15 protein-coding genes and 1 tRNA gene are annotated in these 16,209 nt (G+C 61.6%); 4 read left to right on the top strand and 12 right to left on the bottom strand.

From position 1 onward, the window contains the following. Position 1 precedes the first annotated feature (1 nt). The 9 genes from C0V73_RS11225 to pcsA all read right to left on the bottom strand — a co-directional run bounded on the left by C0V73_RS11225 (position 2) and on the right by pcsA (position 10,692). Positions 2 to 733: a DUF502 domain-containing protein gene (locus C0V73_RS11225; protein ID WP_102020361.1), complete on the bottom strand. Its 732-nt coding sequence runs from the start codon at positions 731 to 733 to the stop codon at positions 2 to 4. A 102-nt stretch (positions 734 to 835) separates the two neighbouring features. Beyond that, the gene (gene glmS, locus C0V73_RS11220) at positions 836 to 2,662 is read right to left on the bottom strand and encodes a glutamine--fructose-6-phosphate transaminase (isomerizing) (RefSeq protein WP_102020067.1); all 1,827 of its coding nucleotides are present in this window, start codon (positions 2,660 to 2,662) and stop codon (positions 836 to 838) included. A gap of 139 nt (positions 2,663 to 2,801) precedes the next feature. After that, complete coding sequence (gene glmU / locus C0V73_RS11215) at positions 2,802 to 4,163, bottom strand: bifunctional UDP-N-acetylglucosamine diphosphorylase/glucosamine-1-phosphate N-acetyltransferase GlmU (protein ID WP_102020066.1); 1,362 nt, start codon at positions 4,161 to 4,163, stop codon at positions 2,802 to 2,804. A 73-nt stretch (positions 4,164 to 4,236) separates the two neighbouring features. Continuing rightward, positions 4,237 to 4,989, bottom strand: a complete 753-nt coding sequence (locus tag C0V73_RS11210; protein WP_102020065.1) for a FadR/GntR family transcriptional regulator — start codon at positions 4,987 to 4,989, stop codon at positions 4,237 to 4,239. A 150-nt stretch (positions 4,990 to 5,139) separates the two neighbouring features. Beyond that, a complete protein-coding gene (locus C0V73_RS11205) occupies positions 5,140 to 6,213 on the bottom strand; it encodes a BMP family ABC transporter substrate-binding protein (RefSeq protein ID WP_102020064.1) in 1,074 nt (357 codons plus the stop codon). A 40-nt stretch (positions 6,214 to 6,253) separates the two neighbouring features. Further along, the gene (locus tag C0V73_RS11200) at positions 6,254 to 7,174 is read right to left on the bottom strand and encodes an ABC transporter permease (RefSeq protein ID WP_102020063.1); all 921 of its coding nucleotides are present in this window, start codon (positions 7,172 to 7,174) and stop codon (positions 6,254 to 6,256) included. Continuing rightward, positions 7,171 to 8,262: an ABC transporter permease gene (locus C0V73_RS11195; RefSeq protein ID WP_102020062.1), complete on the bottom strand. Its 1,092-nt coding sequence runs from the start codon at positions 8,260 to 8,262 to the stop codon at positions 7,171 to 7,173. The genes C0V73_RS11200 and C0V73_RS11195 overlap by 4 nt, the downstream gene beginning before the upstream one ends. Next, positions 8,252 to 9,841: an ABC transporter ATP-binding protein gene (locus tag C0V73_RS11190; protein ID WP_102020061.1), complete on the bottom strand. Its 1,590-nt coding sequence runs from the start codon at positions 9,839 to 9,841 to the stop codon at positions 8,252 to 8,254. Before C0V73_RS11190 ends, C0V73_RS11195 begins: the two co-directional genes overlap by 11 nt. 122 nt (positions 9,842 to 9,963) lie before the next feature. Beyond that, a complete protein-coding gene (gene pcsA, locus C0V73_RS11185; protein WP_102020060.1) occupies positions 9,964 to 10,692 on the bottom strand; it encodes a phosphatidylcholine synthase in 729 nt (242 codons plus the stop codon). A gap of 190 nt (positions 10,693 to 10,882) precedes the next feature. Between pcsA and C0V73_RS11180 the strand changes: the two genes are divergently transcribed. Continuing rightward, on the top strand, positions 10,883 to 12,088 hold the full coding sequence (locus C0V73_RS11180) for a UbiH/UbiF family hydroxylase (protein WP_102020360.1): 1,206 nt from the start codon (positions 10,883 to 10,885) through the stop codon (positions 12,086 to 12,088). On the opposite strand, the gene C0V73_RS11175 is transcribed toward C0V73_RS11180, so the two are convergent. Continuing rightward, a complete protein-coding gene (locus C0V73_RS11175) occupies positions 12,065 to 13,027 on the bottom strand; it encodes an AEC family transporter (RefSeq protein ID WP_102020059.1) in 963 nt (320 codons plus the stop codon). The genes C0V73_RS11180 and C0V73_RS11175 overlap by 24 nt on opposite strands. A 42-nt stretch (positions 13,028 to 13,069) precedes the next feature. After that, a complete protein-coding gene (locus C0V73_RS11170) occupies positions 13,070 to 13,816 on the bottom strand; it encodes a cytochrome c biogenesis CcdA family protein (RefSeq protein WP_102020359.1) in 747 nt (248 codons plus the stop codon). A gap of 185 nt (positions 13,817 to 14,001) precedes the next feature. Between C0V73_RS11170 and C0V73_RS11165 the strand changes: the two genes are divergently transcribed. The 3 genes from C0V73_RS11165 to C0V73_RS23370 all read left to right on the top strand — a co-directional run bounded on the left by C0V73_RS11165 (position 14,002) and on the right by C0V73_RS23370 (position 14,555). After that, a tRNA-Lys gene (locus C0V73_RS11165) sits at positions 14,002 to 14,077 on the top strand. A gap of 103 nt (positions 14,078 to 14,180) precedes the next feature. Further along, complete coding sequence (locus C0V73_RS23375; RefSeq protein ID WP_280951000.1) at positions 14,181 to 14,303, top strand: hypothetical protein; 123 nt, start codon at positions 14,181 to 14,183, stop codon at positions 14,301 to 14,303. Positions 14,304 to 14,429: 126 nt separating this feature from the next. Next, the gene (locus tag C0V73_RS23370; RefSeq protein ID WP_280950999.1) at positions 14,430 to 14,555 is read left to right on the top strand and encodes a hypothetical protein; all 126 of its coding nucleotides are present in this window, start codon (positions 14,430 to 14,432) and stop codon (positions 14,553 to 14,555) included. Positions 14,556 to 14,693: 138 nt separating this feature from the next. On the opposite strand, the gene C0V73_RS11160 is transcribed toward C0V73_RS23370, so the two are convergent. Continuing rightward, positions 14,694 to 16,148 (bottom strand): cobyric acid synthase, encoded by a 1,455-nt coding sequence (locus C0V73_RS11160; protein WP_102020358.1) that lies wholly within the window; start codon positions 16,146 to 16,148, stop codon positions 14,694 to 14,696. Positions 16,149 to 16,209 lie beyond the last annotated feature (61 nt).

Genomic DNA, 16,209 nt, shown 5'->3' with positions numbered 1-16,209 from the left:
GCTATTTGGAGCGGCCCGCAAGCTTGGGCGACTCAACCGGGTCGTCCGCCGCGAGGTCCTGAAACGCCGCCATGGCGTCTGCAGCCGTCGGCTTGTATTCCGGCGTCACCAGACCGGCAGAGATCAGGAGTTTCACACCCTCTTCCGGGCTCATGTCGAGCAGCATCAGCTTGCTGCGTGGCACGAACATCAGGAATCCGGCGGTCGGCACAGGCGTCGGCGCGAGGAACACGGCGACCATTTCCTCGCCATCCTGGTTGAGCTTAGCTGCAATCTCGCCCTTGGCATCCGTCGAGATGAAGACCAGCGCCCAGGTTCCGGCCCGCGGAAACTCGATGAGGCCGACCTTCTTGAAGGAGTTGCCCTGTTCCTTGAGCACCGTCTCGAAGATCTGCTTGGTGCTCTTGTATACGGTACGCACCAGCGGCATCCGGTTGAGGATGTTTTCGCTGTAGGAGACGATCGAGCGGCCGATCAGGTTTCGGCCGAGAAAGCCGACAAGCGTGATGAAGAGGATGGCAATGAGAAGCCCGGTGCCTGGCACGGCAAACTTCAGATAGGCTTCCGGGTTGTAGCGATCCGGAAGATAGGGTTTCACCCAACTGTCGGCCCAGCGGATGAAGGTCCAGGTGAGGTAAATGGTGATCGCCATCGGGGCGCAAATGATCAAACCGGTCAGGAAGTTGTTCCTGAGCCGGGTCGCCATCGAAATCCTGTCAGAACCTTCGGTCATGCCCACCGTCATTGTGCAGTGCCGTAACGCTGCGGACAATGCCGGAGTGACACCTAGGGCGCAAGAGCAAGAATTGGGGCAGCGGCCTGCCCCGATCCGGGATCACTCGACCGTGACGGACTTGGCGAGATTGCGGGGCTGGTCGACGTCAGTGCCCATAAAGACGGCCGTGTGATAGGCGAGCAGCTGGATCGGGATCGAATAGATCATCGGCGAGACGATCTCGGCGACCACGGGCAGAACGATCGTCGCCATGGTCGGGAGCTTGGAGGCGGCTGCCCCCTTCTCGTCGGTGATGAAGATGATCTTGCCGCCGCGGGCTGCCACTTCCTGCATGTTCGACACGGTCTTTTCGAAGAAGCGGTCGAAGGGTGCAATCACGATGACGGGCATGTTTTCGTCGATCAGGGCGATCGGGCCGTGCTTCAGCTCGCCGGCGGCATAACCTTCGGCGTGGATATAGGAGATTTCCTTGAGCTTCAGCGCGCCTTCGAGCGCCAGCGGATAGCTGGTGCCACGCCCGAGATAGAGCACGTCCTTGAACTTGGAGAGATCGCGCGACAGGGCCTCGATCTGCGGCTGCACCGCGTTCAGCACCTGGCTCATGATGCGCGGCATTTCTGCGAGGCTCTTCACGAGTTGCTTTTCTTCCGCTTCTGTCAGCGTGCCACGGGCACGACCGGCGGCGAGCGCGAGCGAAGCGAGAACGGCGAGTTGGCAGGTGAAAGCCTTGGTGGAAGCAACGCCGATTTCCGGGCCGGCGAGGATCGGGAAGACGGCATCCGATTCGCGCGCGATCGTCGATTCCTTGACGTTGACCACAGCACCGATCTTCAGGCCGTTGTCACGGCAGTAACGCAGCGAGGCGAGCGTATCGGCGGTCTCACCTGATTGAGAGATGAAGAGGGCCGCCTGGTCCTTCGACAGCGGCATTTCGCGGTAACGGAATTCCGAGGCGACATCGATTTCGACCGGCAGGCGGGCGTAACGCTCGAACCAGTATTTGCCGACCAGGCCGGCCAGATAGGCTGTGCCGCAGGCTGAGATGGCGAGGCCGCGCAGGTTGGCGAAATCGATCTCGTTTGCCGCGCCCCGAACAGTGTGATTGGCGAAGTCGACGTAATGCGACAGCGCGTGGGAGATCACTTCCGGCTGCTCGTAGATCTCCTTCTCCATAAAGTGGCGATGGTTGCCCTTGTCGATCATGTAGGCGCTGGCCGAGGAGATCTGCACCGGGCGATCGACCGGATTGCCATCGATATCGAAGATGTGCGCGCCCTGCTTGCCGATCACGGCCCAGTCACCATCATGCAGATAGGCGATGCGGTTGGTGAAAGGAGAGAGCGCAATCGCGTCGGAGCCGAGGAACATCTCGCCATCGCCGAAGCCGATCGCGAGCGGCGGGCCGGAGCGGGCAGCCATGATCGTCGAGGGATCGTCTTGGAAGATGACGGCGAGCGCGTAGGCGCCGGTCACGTGGCGCAGCATCTCGTGCATGGCTTCGCGGCGGCCAAGGCCCTGGCGGCGATACTTGGCCAAGAGCTGGGCGACGACTTCGGTGTCCGTCTGCGTGGTGAAGACGGCGCCTTCGGCCGCGAGCTCTTCCTTGATCTCGGAGAAATTCTCGATGATGCCGTTGTGGACGACCGCGACGCCATCGACGAAATGCGGATGGGCATTCGTTTCGTTCGGCACGCCATGGGTTGCCCAGCGGGTATGCGCGATCCCGATATTGCCTGGGAGCGGTTCGCCTGCGAGCTTGGTCTCGAGATTGAAGAGCTTACCTTCGGCGCGACGGCGATCGAGCTTGCCGTCGTTGATGGTGGCGACGCCGGCAGAATCATAGCCGCGATATTCGAGCCGCTTCAAGGCGTCGACGAGACGCTCCGCTACGGGCTTGTTACCGACGATGCCCACGATGCCGCACATGCAATTCTCCGTTTCATATCCATCACGCGGACTGTTCCTAGCGGTTCCGCCGCAATAGGCAATCGCACCTAAGGTCAAATTGCGTTTCGTCTCGTAATGCAACGCAGCATTACAAGCGGTGAAGTTTGGTTTGGCGCTCTTACTTGCCGGACTTCTTGGCAGCCTTGATTGCCAGATTGCGCTCGCGGATGACGGCGGCACGGCCGGGCTTCATCTCCTGCCGGGCACGACCGAAGGCGAGTGCGTCGGCTGGCACATCCTCGGTGATCACGCTGCCGGAGGCGATCAGCGCACCGTCGCCAATCGAGACGGGGGCTACGAGAGATGAATTGGAGCCGATGAAGGCACCTGCCCCGATCCGGGTCTCGTGCTTGTTCACGCCATCATAGTTGCAGGTGATCGTGCCGGCGCCGATATTGGTTTCGGCACCCACCACGGCGTCGCCGATATAGGTCAGGTGATTGACCTTGACGCCCTTGCCAATCTCGGCCTTCTTCACTTCGCAGAAATTGCCGACCTTCGAGCCTTCGGCAAGGTTGGCGCCGGGACGCAGGCGGGCGAAGGGGCCGACAGTGGCACCGGCGGACACATGGGCGCCTTCCAGATGAGAGAACGCATGGATCACGGCGCCGCCCTCGACGGTGACACCAGGGCCGAAGACGACATTCGGCTCGATCAGGGCATCCTGACCGATGACCGTGTCATGGCTGAGGAAGACCGTTTCCGGTGCGATCATCGTCACGCCGGAGACCATCAGCTCGTGGCGACGGCGCTCCTGCCAGAGGCGCTCGATGACGGCGAGTTCGGCGCGGTTGTTGCAGCCGGTCAGTTCGCTTTCTGGCGCATCGACGGCGACGGCCTTGCCGCCGAGCGAACGGGCGATCTCGACGAGGTCGGTCAGGTAGTATTCGCCCTTGGCATTGCTGTTGCCGATCCGGCTCAGGATGTCGAGCGCCTTCTGCCCGTTGATGGCCATGAGGCCGCTGTTGCACCAGGTGACGGCACGCTCGGCCTCGGTCGCATCCTTCTCCTCCCGGATCGCGACCAATTCGCCGTTTTCTACCAGCAACCGGCCATACCCCGCGGGGTTTTTCGTGTGGAAGCCGATGACCGCGACATCCGCACCGCCTGCGAGCGCTTCACGGGCAGCCTTCAGCGGGGCAGCAGTGATCAGGGGAACGTCGCCATAGGCGACCAGAATTTCATCATAACCGCGGACGATTGCATCACGGGCCATGAGTACGGCGTGGCCGGTGCCGAGGCGTTCGATCTGCAGGACGCTTTCGACAGCGAGTTCGCCGATCTTCGCGGCCGCCTCTACCTTCTCCGCGTCACGTCCGAGAACCAGAGCCACATCCGAGACACCGGAGGCTGCGATCGACGCCATCACGTGGGCGATCATGGGGCGGCCGCCGACCGGATGCAGCACCTTGGACATCGAGGACTTCATCCGGGTGCTGTCGCCGGCAGCAAGGACGATGGCAAGGCATGTGCGGGTCATGGATGGCTCCGGGCATGAGAAACGCGATTCTCACTAACGCCCGAGACGCAGGGCTGCAAGACCGGCGTTGCCCTCAGCTCCGATTGGCGGCCGCGTCGGCGGCCTTCAGGGCCGTGATGCGGCCGAGCTGGACGACTTTCTCGGTTGCGGCGCGGGCAGCATCCGCATCCTTCTTCTCGATGGCATCGACGATCGCGAGATGCGTCTCGATGATCGACTCGCCCCGCCCCGCCAGTTTCGGGTCGAAGGCCAGCGTGAAGGCGCCGTCGAGGGCGGCCTTCAAGAAGCCGATCATGCTTTCGAGAAAGGGATTGGCGCCGACGAGGGTGAGCAGCACATGGAAACGCAGATCTGCCTCCACCTGGCTCTGCCAGTCGAGATCTTCCGACCCGAGCAGGTTTGCATAGCGCCGCAATTCGGCGCAGTCCTCGGGCGTCGCGCGCAGGGCGGCGTAAGCGGCAGAAGCCGGCTCGAAGACCAGGCGGACGTCATAGAGGTGGTCGATGAATTCACGGGTGACGCCAGCCTTGAAATGCCAGCGAAGAACGTCTTCGTCGATGAGGTTCCAATGGCAGCGATCGGTCACCCTGGTGCCGACGCGTGACTTTGCGACGACCAGGCCCTTGGCGGTCAGCGTTTTCATCGCTTCTCGCAGGACCGAACGCGACACGTCGAACTGCGATTCCAGCTCGGTGTCGCCGGGTAAAGGTTCACCGATATCGAACTGCCCGCCGACGATTGCCAGACCAAGCTGATCGACCACGCGGGCATGGCTGGTGCGGAGATTCGTGACGATCTTCAGATCCCGAACTTCATCCTTGCGCATCCGTCACCCGTCCCCACTGTACCTTGGGACGGCTTGTTATATGAAACAGCAAAGATCGTGAAGTGAGTACTCAAGAATTTTCCTATTCACGGGAAGGCTAAAAAGAAAGGGCGCCGAAGGCGCCCTTTCCGCAAGTCTGATCCGCAAAACTTACTGCGGAAGCTTGTCGTCTACACCTTCGATGTAGAAGTTCATGCCAAGGATGGTGCCGTCGTCTGCCGACTCACCTTCCTTCAGCCAGGCCGTACCATCCTGCTTGTTGATCGGGCCGGAGAAGGGCTTCAGTTCGCCGGACTTGATCTTGGCTTCCGTGTCCATTGCCATCGCCTTCACGTCGTCAGGCATGTTGGTGTAGGGCGCCATCGAAAGGATGCCGTCCTTCAGGCCGTCGAAGGTCTGAGCGGAGGACCAGGTACCGTCGATCACGGCCTGGGTGCGCTTGATGTAGTAAGGTGCCCAGGTGTCGACGATGGCGCTGAGCTGCGCGGTCGGGCCGGCGGCGATCATGTCGGAGGCCTGGCCGAATGCCTTCAGGCCGCGCTCTTCAGCAACCTGCATCGGAGCGGTCGTGTCGGTGTGCTGGGTGAGCACGTCGACGCCCTGGTCGAAGAGAGCCTTGGCGGCATCAGCTTCCTTGCCGGGGTCGAACCAGGTGTTGACCCAGATGACCTTCAGCTTGAATTCCGGGTTGACGGTCCGTGCGCCATGCAGGAACGCGTTGATACCGGCGACGACTTCCGGGATCGGGAAGGAGGCGATGTAGCCGGCGACGCCGGTCTTCGACATCTTGCCGGCGATCTGACCGTTGATGAAGCGGCCTTCATAGAAGCGCGAGTTGTAGGTCGCGACGTTGGCAGCGGTCTTGTAGCCGGTCGCATGCTCGAACTTCACATCCGGGAACTTCTCGGCGACCTTCAGGGTCGCGTCCATGAAGCCGAAGGAGGTCGTGAAGACCAGGGCGCAGCCGGAGCGGGCCATGCGCTCGATCGCGCGCTCGGCATCCGGGCCTTCCGGCACGTTTTCGAGGTAAGGCGTTTCGATCTTGTCGCCGAAATGGGCCTGGAGCTGCTGGCGGCCGATGTCGTGGGCCTGGGTCCAGCCACCGTCAGTCTTCGAGCCGACGTGGACGAAGCAGACCTTCGTCTTGTCCTGAGCGGCGGCCGGTGCCGCGACGCCGACGATGGCGGCTGCCGAAGCGGCAAGCGCGAGGAGGATGTTCTTCATGATGTACCCCTGTCTGGTTAGGTTGAAGCTTTTGTTTTGATTATCTATCCGGCACGAACGGCTTGCCGAGGCAGGCTGGCGTGTTGATCAGCGTCGTGCGGCGATTATGGGAGATTATAATCAGCACCACAATGGTCGCCGCATAGGGCAATGCGGACAGAAATTGCGAGGGCAGACCGATGCCAAGAGCCTGGGCATGGAGCTGGCCGATGGTGACCGCGCCGAAGAGATAGCCGCCGGCGAGAACCCGCCAAGGCCGCCATGCGGCGAAGACAACGAGGGCGAGCGCGATCCAGCCGCGGCCGGCAGACATGTTTTCCACCCATTGCGGGGTATAGACGAGCGACAGCTGTGCACCGGCAAGGCCGGCACAGGCGCCACCGAACATCACGGCGAGATAGCGGGTGCGGATGACCGGAAGTCCGAGCGTGTGGGCCGAGCCGTGGCTGTCGCCGATGGCGCGCAGCTTCAAGCCGGAGCGGCTCTTAAACAGGTACCAGTTCACACCAGCCACCAGGAGGATGGAGAGGTAGAAGAACAGGTCCTGGGCAAAGAGGATCGGGCCGATGACCGGGATATCGGAGAGGAGCGGAATGACGATCGGCTGCATCTTGACGCCCGGCACACCGACCACGCTTTCGCCGACCATGCCGGAAACGCCGAGGCCGAGGATGGTTAGCGCAAGACCAGTCGCGACCTGGTTCGCGACCAGGGTCAGCGTCAGGAAACCGAAGAGAAGCGAGAACAGAGCGCCTGTCGCGATGCCCGCCAGCACGCCGATATAGGGCGAGCCGGTCATGTTGGTGGCGATGAAGGCGCAGACGGCGCCGATGATCATCATGCCTTCGACGCCGAGGTTGAGCACACCAGAGCGCTCGGCGACGAGCTCACCCATGGCGGCGATCACCAGAGGTGTGGATGCCGTGATGATGGTCAGAAGGATGGCTTCAAACATCGTCACGCACCCTTCGAAGCCGTGTTGCGGGCGCGATCAAATACGAGGCGCACTTTATAGAGAATGAGGGTGTCGCAGGAGAGTACGAAGAACAGCAGCAGACCCTGGAAGACGCGGGTCACCTTGTCGGAGACGCCGATCGACAGCTGTGCGCCCTCGCCGCCGAGATAGGTGAGCGCCAGCACGAAGCCGGAGGCGATGATGCCGAGTGGATTGAGGCGACCGAGGAAGGCGACGATGATGGCGGTGAAGCCGTAACCCGGTGAAATGGTCGGCTGCAGGTGACCGATCGAGCCGGAGACTTCCGAAATGCCGGCAAGGCCTGCCAGCGCGCCCGAGAACATCATCGAGAACCAGACCATCTTGCGGGACGAGAAGCCGGCGAAGCGCCCTGCCCGTTCGGACTGGCCGAGCACCACGACCTGAAAGCCCTTCAGCGTGTAGCGCATCATGAACCAGACGGCGACGGCCGCGATCAGGGCGAAGACGATGCCGAGATGGGCGCGGCCGGACGACAGGATCTCCGGCAGCACGGCCTCTGACACGAAAGAGCGCGACTGCGGGAAGTTGTAGCCCGCTGGATCCTTCCAGATGCCGCGGGTCAGCCAGTCGAGGAGAAGCTGCGCGATATAGACCAGCATCAGGCTGGTCAGGATCTCATTGGTGTTGAAACGCGTCTTCAACAGGGCCGGGATCGCGGCATAGGCGGCACCACCGATCGCGCCCATCACCAGCATCAGCGGCAGGAGGAGCGGCGAGGTCCACTCATAGAAGGTGATCGGCAGGATGGAGCCGACGATCGCACCGGCGATGAACTGGCCTTCGGCGCCGATGTTCCAGTTGTTCGAGCGATAACAGACGGACAGGCCAACGCCGATCAGGATCAGGGGTGCGGCTTTGACCGCAAGCTCATGCAACGACCAGACCTCGAGCAATGGCTCGATGAAGAAGCTGAAAAGGGCGGAGACCGGGTCCTTGCCGAGCAGCGCGAACATGATGCCGCCGAAGAAGACGGTGAGCGCCAATGCCAGAAGCGGCGAGACGATCGCAAAGAGGTTCGACTGGCGGGAGCGGCGTTCAAGTTCAATGCGCATGGGCCGCCTCCGGGGCAGTCTGGAGACCGTGGACGCCGCCCATCAGGATGCCGATGCGTTCGCGGGTCATGGTCGAGGCGGGATAGGCGTCGGACAGCCTGCCTTCGGAAATGGCGGCGATCGATGTCGCCACTTCGAAGATCTCGTCGAGGTCCTGACTGATGACGACGACTGCCGAGCCCGACTTGGCCAGATCGACCAGCGCCTGCCGGATGCGGCTAGCAGCACCTGCATCCACACCCCAGGTCGGCTGGTTGACGACGAGCACGGAGGGCTGGCGATCGAGTTCGCGGCCGACGATGAATTTCTGCAGGTTGCCGCCCGACAGCGAGCCGGCTGCCGGATCATCACCGCTTTTGCGCACGTCCATCATCTCGGAGATACGACGGGCCGCCTGCTGGACGAGACCATGGCGGATGAGGCCGATCTTGCCGCCCGAGAGATAGGCGCTCCGGTCAGACGCGTTGCGCGACAGGAAAAGGTTTTCGGACAGGCTCATGGCGGGAATGGCCGCATGGCCGTGGCGCTCCTCGGGCACAAAGCCGCCGCCGAGAAGGCGCCGCTCGTTGATCCCCAGACGGCCGACCGACTTGCCACGCAATCGGATCGCATCGGGGCTCTGCACCGGGTATTCACCGGAGAGTGCGTCGAACAGCTCGCTCTGACCATTGCCGGCAACACCAGCGATCGCCAGGATCTCGCCCGCTTTCACCGTCATCGAGACATTCTTGAGCGGCATGGCAAACGGCGTGCGCGGGCTGACCGAGAGATCAGTGACCTGCAACTGGATGGCACCGTCTGCGGGCGGCTCGACCTTTTCGACACCGGCGACATCGGCACCGACCATCATGCGGGCGAGCGAGGCCGGGGTCTCCTGGCGCGGATCGCAAGCGCCGGTCACCTTGCCGTGACGAAGCACGGTCGCGCGGTCGCAAATGCGCTGCACTTCCTCGAGACGGTGGCTGATATAAAGGACAGAGCGCCCTTCCGCCTTCAGCTTGAACAGCGTCTCGAACAGCTTGTCTGCCTCTTGCGGCGTCAGCACCGAAGTCGGCTCGTCGAGGATGATGAGTTTGGGGTTCTGCAGCAGTGCGCGGACGATTTCGATGCGCTGGCGCTCGCCGACCGAGAGATCGGCGACATGGGCGCCCGGATCAAGCGGCAGGCCGTAGGCGGCCGAAAGCTCGGCAGCCTTTTTGGACAATTCGGAGATGGAGATCTTCTCGTCGAGCGACAGAGCGATGTTTTCCGCGACCGTCAGCGCCTCGAACAGAGAAAAGTGCTGGAAAACCATGCCGATGCCGAGACGGCGGGCGGCGGCTGGATTGGGGATGATCCTCTCCTGGCCTTCCCATCCGATCGTGCCGACAGACGGTGCGAGAATGCCGAAGAGCATCTTCACCAGGGTCGACTTGCCGGCGCCATTTTCGCCGAGAAGCGCATGGATCTCGCCATGGCCGATGTCGAGATCGATGCCGTCGCAGGCCTTGAAACTGCCGAACAGCTTCGTGAGGCCCCGCACGGTCAGTAGCGGCTTGTCACCCTCGGGCGGTTGTTGCGGCACAGGTCCCTCTTGCATTGCGATGCGTCCCGGCCGGGTCTTGCGCCCGGTCCGCCGCTCAATTCATAACCGGTTTGCGGCAGCGCACAATATATAGGCAAAAGTTTTTTTTGGTTTTGCCCAGCCATCACGGCCGAGCTTTAGTCCCGGCGCCCCAGGGCCGGGAAAATCTGCAGCACGCCGCCGATGGCATAGAGGTAAAGGCCGGTCAGGATCGTACCCCAGACGACCCAGGGGGGCGACTGGAAATGCAACAGGAGCGCATATCCGCCGAAGGCACACCAGAGCAGGAAGACCGCCATATTCACCGTCCGCAGCCGCTTGACCCGCACGGGGTGAAGGAAATGGATCGGAAGGAATGTCAGGAATACGGAGGCGAGAACCACGATCAGGGCCGTCGTTGCGCTGGCATCGATGACGAAGAGCGTAAAGATCAGCATGTTCCAGACGACGGGGAAACCGGAGAAGAAATACTCGTCCGTCTTCATGCCCATGTCGGCGTAGTAGATCGCGCTCGACACGACGATCAGGCCGGCGGCGACGAAGGACCAGGGCTCTCCGATCATGCCGCTCTGATAGAGCGCAAAGGCCGGCAGTAGAACATAGGTGACGTAGTCGATGATGTTGTCGAGCGTATCGCCGGACCAGTTGGGAAGTACTTCCTTCACACGCACCTTGCGGGCGATCGGTCCATCAATGCCATCAACGAGAAGCGCCAGGCCCAGCCACCAGAACATGTCCACGAAACGCCGTTCGGCTGCTGCGACAACGCCGAGAAAGGCAAGAAAGGATCCGGAAGCGGTCAGAATATGGACCGAGAACGCGCGGATCTCGGCATAAGGCACCCGCTTGTAGTTGAAGATCTTCATCCTTGCTCCAGTCGGCGGCATTTCGGAGGAAACGGTATCGGACGAAACGACGCAGTTTGCAACACAAGTGGCGGTCTATGCCCGCTTTTCGCGGGCAGGCGTTTCATACGACTGCGCCATTTGGGCCCATGGATTTTGTCGTGATCGGGATCTAGATACTATGACAGAGAAGACAATCGGGATCCTGACCATGACCTACGAATTCGACATCGCCGTCATCGGCGCCGGGCCGGCCGGTCAGATCGCGGCGATCGCCATGGCCCGTGGAGGGAGACGCGTCGTACTCGTTGGACCCGAGCCTGACGGTTCCGACCGTCGGACGACCGCGCTGATGGACCAGTCGCTCGCTATGATGGAGCGGCTTGGCCTCTGGGAGGAGTTGAGCACCCGGACCGCACCGCTCCAGGTGATGCAGATCATCGATGGGACGAAACGGCTGCTGCGTGCGCCCACTGTCGCCTTCCGAAGCGCCGAGATCGGACTTGATGCCTTTGGTTACAATACCCCGAATTCGGCTCTGCTTGAAACACTGTCGAAAGCCGTGGCGGCGGAGCCCTTGATCACGCGCAAGCCTGGTGCTGCTGAGACGATCCATGTTGGCGCCGATGCAGTGACGATCGGCATTCAGGGTGAAGAGCCACTGACCGCGGGTTTCGTGATCGGGGCTGATGGCCGCAAGTCCAAGACCCGCGAAAGCGCCGGGGTCGGCGTGAAGACCTGGTCCTATCCGCAGACCGCCGTGGTGATGAATTTCACTCACACGCTGCCGCACCAGAATATCTCGACGGAATTCCACACCGAATCGGGACCGTTTACGCAGGTTCCCCTTCCAGGGTTGCGTTCCAGCCTTGTCTGGGTGGTGACGCCGCAGGAGGCCGAGAGGCTGACATCGCTTTCATCAGAGCAACTTTCGACGGAAGTCGAGGGGCGCATGCAGTCCATGCTCGGCAAGGTCTCGGTGGAAGCCGGCGTGCAGGCCTGGCCGCTTTCGGGCATGACGGCTCGCCAGTACGGCAAGGGGCGCGCTGCCTTTATCGGCGAAGCAGGCCATGCCTTCCCGCCGATCGGCGCCCAGGGCCTTAACTTGAGCCTGCGCGACATCGCAGCTCTGGAGGAGATCCTGATCGATCACAGTGCAGCGCCGATTGCAGCCGACTGTGGCGACCGATTCGACCGCAAACGCAGGATTGATATCGCCAGCCGGACGGCGAGTGTGGACCTGCTCAACCGCTCGCTGCTGTCGGGCCTGTTGCCGGTGCAGATGCTCCGGGCTGCCGGTCTTCAGGTGCTGGCCAGTATTGCGCCTTTGCGCAACCTCGTGATGCAAGAAGGGGTGGCACCCGGGCGGGGGCTCAAGAACCTGCCTTCGATGCTACGGGAAAAGGTCCGCAGGTAAGTAACCCTGGGTGATGGCGAAGAGAAGCGCAGAGACGGAAAAGACCGAAATCACCGTGGTGATCAGGATCGTGGCGGACGCCCTTTCCTGCCAGACGCCATATTGCTGGCCGATGACGAAGACGTTTGTCGCCGTCGGCAGCGAGGCGAGCAGGATCGCAGTATAGACCCAGAGCGGGTCGAAATTGCCGACGAAACTCAAGACGACATAAACGAGCACGGGGTGCAGCACGAGCTTGATCGGCACGATGTAGCCGATCTCGGCCGGAATGCGCTTCAACGGGCGCAGTGCCAGCGTCACGCCCATTGCAAACAGGGCGCATGGGGCGGCAGCCTGGGCAAGGTAGTCGATCAGGCGCTGCAATGCGAGCGGTGGTTCGAATGCAAGCGCTGCGGCGAGGAAGCCGATGAGGGTCGCGATGATGAAGGGATGCGTGAGGATCTTCTTAACGACATCGAAGGCGAGTTGCGCGGGCGGCCGTTTGTCGCCACCGGCAAAGGCCATCATCGCCGGCGCGACCATGAAGTGGACAGCGTTTTCGAAGCAGAACACCAGCGCCACCGGGACGGCTGCCTTTTCACCAAAGGCAAGCAGCGAGAGGCCTGGGCCCATGTAGCCGATATTGCCATAGGCGCCGGCCAGCGCCTGCACCGTCGATTCGGCGATGTTGTTACCGCGAACATAGCGGCCGATGACGAAGACCAGCACGAAGATGGAATAGGTGGCAGCAAGACAGGCGGCGATGAAATCGATGCGCGTCAATTCTTCGATCGGCGTGCGCGACACGAGCTTGAAGAAGAGCGCCGGCAGAGTGACGTAGATGACGAAGAAATTCAGCCAGCCGAGTGCCTGGGCAGAATGGTCGCCGAGCTTGCCCGATACATAGCCAATCAGGATCAGGCCGAAGAACGGCAGGACCAGCGCGACGATATCCGCCATGGGCTTTCTCCCTCGGAGCGCGAAACTGCGCCCTGTCGCGACTTAGCCGATTTGCGAGAGGATTGGAAAGGTCTGCTGGAACCAGATCGCCAGGTCCGTGATGTAGCCGAACATGAAGGCGAGGCCTGTGAGGACAAGGAGCGCGCCCATAGCCTTCTCCACCAGGCCCAGATGGCGGCGGAAACGGGTGAGGAAGCGCATGAAGGCGCCGGAGAAGCCAGCTGCGATCCAGAAGGGTACGGCAAGACCGAGCGAATAGATGGCAAGCAGCAGGGCACCGTCACCGACGGTCTCCTTGGAGGCGGCCACGCCGAGGATCGCCCCAAGGACGGGTCCGATGCAGGGCGTCCAGCCAAAGGCGAAAGCCAGCCCCATGACATAGGCGCCCGACAGTGTTGCCGGCTTTCCACCGCCTGCGAATCGATATTCCGAGGACAGCAGGCCAAGCCGGAAGACGCCGAGAAAATTGAGGCCCATCACGATGATGATTGCGCCACCAATCTTCGACAGAATATCCATGTGCTGGCGCAAGAGGCCGCCGATCGTAGACGCCCCTGCCCCAAGCGAGACGAAGACGGTTGCGAAGCCCAGGGTGAAGACCAGCGAGGTCAGGAGCACGGTTCGACGGGCAGCGGCATTCTGAGCCTGCTCGCCATCGCGGAACTGGTCGACCGAAATGCCTGCCATGTAGCAGAGGTAGGGCGGCACGAGCGGCAGCACGCAGGGCGACAGGAAGGACAAGGCTCCGGCCAGAAGCGCGCTGAAAAAGGAAATATCGGCAATCGACACGATCAACTCCGGAACCCGAACCGGGCCCTTCCTAATCCCGCAACCCCATGCTTGCCAATCACCAATGCGTAAGCTGCGACAACGGGGCTGAATTTTGCTTGGCAAACTGCATTTTTGCGGTTGACCGGTCGGGGTCACCTGCATATGTTCCGCGCACTTCTTGAGGCGGCGCAAAATCCGCACGGGAGAGCGTAGCTCAGCCGGTAGAGCAACTGACTTTTAATCAGTAGGTCCAGGGTTCGAATCCCTGCGCTCTCACCACTGTTCAGAATTTCCGCCAGATCATTCAGATTGTAACGATCCGCTTAGCCGATCTCCAATCGCATTGTTCTATTCTGAGCCATGTTCTGGCTAGGGGTAGCCCATGCGCGTGATGGTATTCTTGATGATCGCGGCAGTGTTCAGCATTCTGGCGATCAAACATTCGGACAATTCGCTCGGAACCAGGCGGTTGACGGCGTCGCCGACCGAAGTCGCGACGGGCTGAAGCCCAATTTGTTGCGGATCAGCAACAAGTGCTGAGCTTCGGTGGTTGCTTGGGCCCAAAAGTCTGTCGAGCGGAACTGCTTTTGCCGCAATCTCGTTCAAGAGCTTCAGGCAGGAGCAAAAAACAATGCGTTACATCTTCATCCTGCTGGTCGCCTCGGTGCTCAGCATTCTCGCTTTCAAATACTCGAACAATTCGTTGGGCGGCGGCGAGCTGATGGCATCGCCAATGGATGTGACTGAGGCGCATTAATCTGACGTCTTGGTCATCCGTGTCCGGACGGCCAACTTTTTCATCTGTCATTTCGGCCTGGTGTTTTGTTCTGCGGTCTTCACCTACCAGAGACTGAGAAGGTGAATGGGCCGCCTGCTCTTTCAAGAAACAATAGAATCAGCCCAGCAGTTGCGTCAGCCAATCGCGCGACAGGCGGGTCTCAAGCTCGGCGGCGAGTTCATCGAGCGCTTCGTCGACCATGGCACGGTAGCTCTTTCCGCCGCCTTCGATCCCAAAGCTTTCCAACAGCTTGCGGCGATAGGGGTCGCTGGAGAACAATCCGTGCAGATAGGTCCCGATTACCCGTCCGTCAGCGGAGGATGCGCCATCGGGGCGTCCGTCTATCTCGATGGGCGCCCGCACGGTATCAGGCCCTTCGGTCACACCCAGATGGATCTCGTAGCCTGACAGCGGAACGTCGTGCTCAAGCGAGTGGGCCTTGCTATTGCGCACTGTCTTTTCTGCGGCCATCACCGTCTCCACATCGATGAGGCCGAGCCCTTCAACCGTGCGGGGTGCGCCTTCGAGGCCGAGGGGGTCTGCAACGCTTCGGCCGAGCATCTGGTAACCGCCGCAGATGCCGATGACCCGGCCGCCGCGACGCAGATGCATCTGGAGATCACGGTCCCAGCCATTGGCGCGGAACTCCTCCAGGTCAGCAATGGTCGACTTGGAACCCGGCAGAACGACAAGTCCCGCATCGGGCGGCAGTCGATCACCGGCCCTGATGTAGACGAGGTCGACTTCCGGCTCGGTTGCGAGCGGATCGAGATCGTCGAAATTGGCGATGCGCGACAGGACGGGAACCGCGACTTTCAGAGCTCCGCCATTCCCCTTGGCCAGCCGCTCCAGCACGACCGAATCCTCGGCGGGTAGCCGGCCTGCCGCTTTCAGCCAGGGGATCACGCCGAAGCAGGGCCAACCGGTGAAGTCACCGATCGCGGAAATTCCGTCGTCGAACAGGCTGACATCGCCGCGGAACTTGTTGATGATATAGCCGACGATCTGGGCGCGATCCTCGTCGGGCAGAATGGTATGCGTGCCGACGAGCGAGGCGATCACCCCTCCCCGGTCGATGTCGCCGACGAGCACGACCGGAACCTTGGCACGGGTGGCAAAGCCCATATTGGCGATGTCGCCGGCACGCAGATTTATTTCAGCCGGCGATCCCGCGCCTTCGACGATCACGAGGTCGCGGCCCTCACTGACGGTTGCGAAACTTTCGAGGACCGCTCCGAGAAGCTGCGGTTTCAAGCGCTGATAGTCGCGCCCCTTCGCCTGGCCGAACACCTTGCCTTGCACGATGATCTGGCTGCCGGTTTCACTCTGCGGCTTCAAGAGGACCGGGTTCATGTGGATCGAGGAGGGCGTTCGGGCCGCGAGCGCCTGAAGCCATTGGGCCCTTCCGATCTCGCCACCATCATCGGAAACGGCCGCATTGTTGGACATGTTCTGCGGCTTGAAAGGGGCGACCTTCAGGCCACGATTAGACGCCAGCCGGCAGAGTCCTGCGACGAGTATCGTCTTTCCGACATCAGACCCTGTCCCCTGCAACATGATCGTCCGTGTCATCGCATCCTGTCCTGTTTCCGCCTCGGCATAGATCGCCTGTTTTTCATGGTTTTGCCGCGAT

Source organism: Rhizobium sp. TH135 (assembly GCF_002855515.1).
Lineage (GTDB): Bacteria > Pseudomonadota > Alphaproteobacteria > Rhizobiales > Rhizobiaceae > Allorhizobium.
This window is presented reverse-complemented; position numbering and strand designations above follow the sequence as displayed.

What these genes read in the sequence shown, in the direction of transcription:
- glmU (WP_102020066.1), bottom strand. Translation starts at nt 4,163, where the DNA reads ATGACCCGCACATGCCTTGCCATCGTCCTTGCTGCCGGCGACAGCACC.
- C0V73_RS11180 (WP_102020360.1), top strand. Translation starts at nt 10,883, where the DNA reads ATGACCTACGAATTCGACATCGCCGTCATCGGCGCCGGGCCGGCCGGT.
- C0V73_RS11225 (WP_102020361.1), bottom strand. Translation starts at nt 733, where the DNA reads ATGACCGAAGGTTCTGACAGGATTTCGATGGCGACCCGGCTCAGGAAC.
- C0V73_RS11195 (WP_102020062.1), bottom strand. Translation starts at nt 8,262, where the DNA reads ATGCGCATTGAACTTGAACGCCGCTCCCGCCAGTCGAACCTCTTTGCG.
- C0V73_RS23375 (WP_280951000.1), top strand. Translation starts at nt 14,181, where the DNA reads ATGCGCGTGATGGTATTCTTGATGATCGCGGCAGTGTTCAGCATTCTG.
- C0V73_RS23370 (WP_280950999.1), top strand. Translation starts at nt 14,430, where the DNA reads ATGCGTTACATCTTCATCCTGCTGGTCGCCTCGGTGCTCAGCATTCTC.
- pcsA (WP_102020060.1), bottom strand. Translation starts at nt 10,692, where the DNA reads ATGAAGATCTTCAACTACAAGCGGGTGCCTTATGCCGAGATCCGCGCG.
- C0V73_RS11210 (WP_102020065.1), bottom strand. Translation starts at nt 4,989, where the DNA reads ATGCGCAAGGATGAAGTTCGGGATCTGAAGATCGTCACGAATCTCCGC.
- C0V73_RS11205 (WP_102020064.1), bottom strand. Translation starts at nt 6,213, where the DNA reads ATGAAGAACATCCTCCTCGCGCTTGCCGCTTCGGCAGCCGCCATCGTC.
- C0V73_RS11160 (WP_102020358.1), bottom strand. Translation starts at nt 16,148, where the DNA reads ATGACACGGACGATCATGTTGCAGGGGACAGGGTCTGATGTCGGAAAG.
- C0V73_RS11175 (WP_102020059.1), bottom strand. Translation starts at nt 13,027, where the DNA reads ATGGCGGATATCGTCGCGCTGGTCCTGCCGTTCTTCGGCCTGATCCTG.
- glmS (WP_102020067.1), bottom strand. Translation starts at nt 2,662, where the DNA reads ATGTGCGGCATCGTGGGCATCGTCGGTAACAAGCCCGTAGCGGAGCGT.
- C0V73_RS11190 (WP_102020061.1), bottom strand. Translation starts at nt 9,841, where the DNA reads ATGCAAGAGGGACCTGTGCCGCAACAACCGCCCGAGGGTGACAAGCCG.